This window comes from Bradyrhizobium sp., from assembly GCF_049581145.1.
Lineage (GTDB): Bacteria > Pseudomonadota > Alphaproteobacteria > Rhizobiales > Xanthobacteraceae > Bradyrhizobium.
Genome location: NZ_JBAURI010000076.1, coordinates 1 through 2,928 on the forward strand (window position 1 = coordinate 1; position 2,928 = coordinate 2,928).

Consider the following 2,928-nt stretch of genomic DNA (forward strand, 5'->3'; position numbering starts at 1 on the left):
CATGTGCACGGTGCCCAGCACGTTCGTCGACATGTACTCCAGCGGCCGCTCGATGGAGGGCACGATGTCCCCGATGCCGGCGAAATGGAACACATAGTCGACGTCCCCGAAGCGATCATCGCCCGGCATGAAGCTTCTGATGTCCGCGTTGTAGAACGTGACATCCGCCTTGCCCTTGTGATGCTCGAGGTTGGCCTCTCGTCCGCCAATGAGATTGTCGATGACCCGCACCGCGTAACCGCGGTCGACCAGCACGTCCACCATGTGGCTGCCGATGAAGCCGGCTCCCCCCGTTACGATTGCCGTCTTCGTCACGCAGCGCCGCTCCTATTTTGCCTTGATCTTCTTCATGGTGCGAACGTTGTAGTACCAATCATCGTCGAAGCTCGACGGCAACAGCCCGTTGCGAAACGCCCGCGCCAGATCGCGCACGGCGTCCTCGATGGTGCGCTTGGGCCGGAAGCCCAGCGTCCGGCGGATCTTGTCGGAGTTGACGTGGTAGGAGCGGTTGTCGTTGGAGGGCGTCGTCTCGATCGTGATCGGCCCCTTTTCCGGCATCTCCTCCTCGACGACCTTCTTGACCATGTCGGCGATGGCGGCAATCGAGTGGTTCTCGAAGCCGATATTGAAGGTCTCGCCGTGCACCTTGGCGTGAGGCGCCTCGAGCATCATCTCGTAGGCGTCGACCATGTCCTCGATGTGCAGATTGGGCCGCATCTGGGTGCCGCCGAACACCGTGATGACGCCCTTGTTGACGGCATGATTGGTGAGGATGTTGACCGAGAGATCGAGGCGGGTGCGCGGGCTGTAGCCGCAGACGGTCGCCGGACGCATGGTGACGCAGGTGAAATCGTCCGCCTTGTGCTTCCACAACAGCGGTTCGCACATGCCCTTGAACTTGTTGTAGAGGGTCAACGGAACCAGTGGATGCTCCTCGGTCACGTCAGGGGAGTTCGACACGCCGTAGACCGAGCTCGACGAGCAGTAGACGAAGCGCTTGACGCGAGCCTTCTTCGCCGCCACGACCAGCGGCTCGAAGCAATCATAGTTCACGGTCTCGGACAGCTTCTCGTCGAGCTCGAAGCTCGCATCATTGGAGATGCAGGCGAGATGCAGCACCGCATCGATGCCTTGAAGCACGGATGCGACCTGCGCGGTGTCGCGAATGTCCCCCTGCACGACCCGCAGCTTGGGATCGTTCGGCATCCGGCAACCGTACCACAGCCTGTCGAAAACCGTGACGTGATAGCCCTTGCTGAGAAGACGGGGCGTCAGGATGTGCCCGACATATCCGGCACCGCCAGTGATCAGGACACTCTTTCTAATCTCGGTCATTTGCTCTGCTTTCGCCCCGTCAGCGCTCACAGCGAAGTGTGAGCCATATCTACAATGCTCTCGTGATTCGATTTCTTCTGGCGGCTTTATCCCTGCCGCTTTCCTGCGCCATTCTCAAGCTCATATGGCGGCTATGGCCGGTTAATCCGCCACACCGGACGTCGAGATCGACGCGGTCAGCCTGTGGCGATCGCGAAGCCGGCGGCTTTCGCGTCATTGTAGAACATCGACACGGTTTCCCTGGAATAGAGGTCGAGGTCCTTCCCCACCAGCGAGAGCTTCTTCAGCAAGTCCGGAGTCGCGGTGATGATGTGGCAACCGATCGCATCAGCCTGGAAAATATTGAGCAGCTCGCGCGGGCTCGCCCATAGCAGTTCGGCCTTCGGCCGGTCGCGCAACAGCTCGAGCGCCCTCGCCATGTGCGGCACCGGATCGCGTCCGGTGTCAGCGACTCGCCCGGCGAACACGGACACCACGGCCGGCACCGCCGGATCGAGCGATTGACCGACTTCGCCCACCTGATCGAGCGTCATGATGGCGGTGACGTTCAGCTTGACGCCGGCCTTGGCGAGCCTCGCAATCAGCGGACAGCTCGACTCGCCCTTTGTATTCGTGACGGGGATCTTGACGTAGACGTTGTCGCCCCATTTGGCGATTTCGCGTGCCTGGGCCTCCATGGTCGGGAAATCGTCGGCGAACACTTCGAACGAAATCGGCCGGCCGGTCACCACCTTCAGCACGTCGAACGCGAAGGTGCGGTAGTCGCTCACGCCCGCCGCCCGCATCAGGGTCGGGTTCGTGGTGAAGCCTTGGATCTTCGGGTTGGCGGCGAGCTCGCGGATGTTCTTCAGATCGGCTCCGTCGGCGAAAAGCCTGATCCGCAGCTGGTCAACGCTTGGGGTATTCATCCTGTCACTCCTTCAGCGAAGCAGGTGCTGCGAACGTAGCGCATCCCTGAGAACCGCTCTCGACTCTAGCCCTATATCATCCATATCGACGGCAGATGACATACCTGATCACGGCTCCTTCGGCAAAGCTCCCGTGGAGATTGTCACAATCTTCTGGGTTTTGGCCGGCTCACGAAGGCAGGTCGCTTCCAGACTGGAGCGGAAGGCTGAAGAATGCAAAATCTCAGAACCGCTCGATTCCAGCAAAAAAGCGAGGCAATTCAGCACGAGCGCTCGGTAACGGCCGGGACGGCGAAAGTCAAGGCAGAGTAAGAACACCGGAACCGCGAGACAAGACCAGCAATTTGGAAGTGGATAAAAAGATGCCGGACAACGCTACTCCAAACCCCGCCGACGATCCCAGACTCGAGCTGTCCATTCCACTGCGACCCGGCAATGCGGTTGCGGCCATCATCGTGGTCGAGGGGCAGTACCTGCTCCAGCTGCGAGACGCCAAGCGCGGGATCTTCTTTCCGTCGCATTGGGGCTGTTTTGGCGGCGGCATCGACCCGGGCGAGACCGTCGAACAGGCGCTGGCGCGCGAGCTCGAGGAGGAACTCGACTTGAAGACAGCGGACGGCAACATGCATTATTTTTCGCGCTTCGATTTCGGCCTCGACTTCGCCGGCCTCGACCCGATCTGGCG

Annotated in this window: 4 protein-coding genes; 1 reads left to right on the top strand and 3 read right to left on the bottom strand. The window is 60.7% G+C overall.

What is annotated here, in order from left to right; genetic code table 11:
• The 3 genes from WCB02_RS02185 to WCB02_RS02195 form a co-directional block, all read right to left on the bottom strand.
• Positions 1 to 315, bottom strand: a 315-nt coding sequence (locus WCB02_RS02185; protein ID WP_423955880.1) for an SDR family NAD(P)-dependent oxidoreductase, incomplete at its 3' end; no start/stop codon positions are given.
• A gap of 12 nt (positions 316 to 327) precedes the next feature.
• Entirely contained in the window at positions 328 to 1,335 is a 1,008-nt protein-coding gene (locus WCB02_RS02190; protein WP_423955882.1) for an NAD-dependent epimerase/dehydratase family protein, read from the bottom strand.
• Positions 1,336 to 1,511: 176 nt separating this feature from the next.
• Entirely contained in the window at positions 1,512 to 2,243 is a 732-nt protein-coding gene (locus WCB02_RS02195; RefSeq protein WP_423955884.1) for a transaldolase, read from the bottom strand.
• Between the two features lie 95 nt (positions 2,244 to 2,338).
• On the opposite strand from WCB02_RS02195, the gene WCB02_RS02200 reads away from it, so the two are divergent.
• A partial coding sequence (locus WCB02_RS02200; RefSeq protein ID WP_423955887.1) for an NUDIX domain-containing protein occupies positions 2,339 to 2,928 on the top strand: 590 nt, incomplete at its 3' end.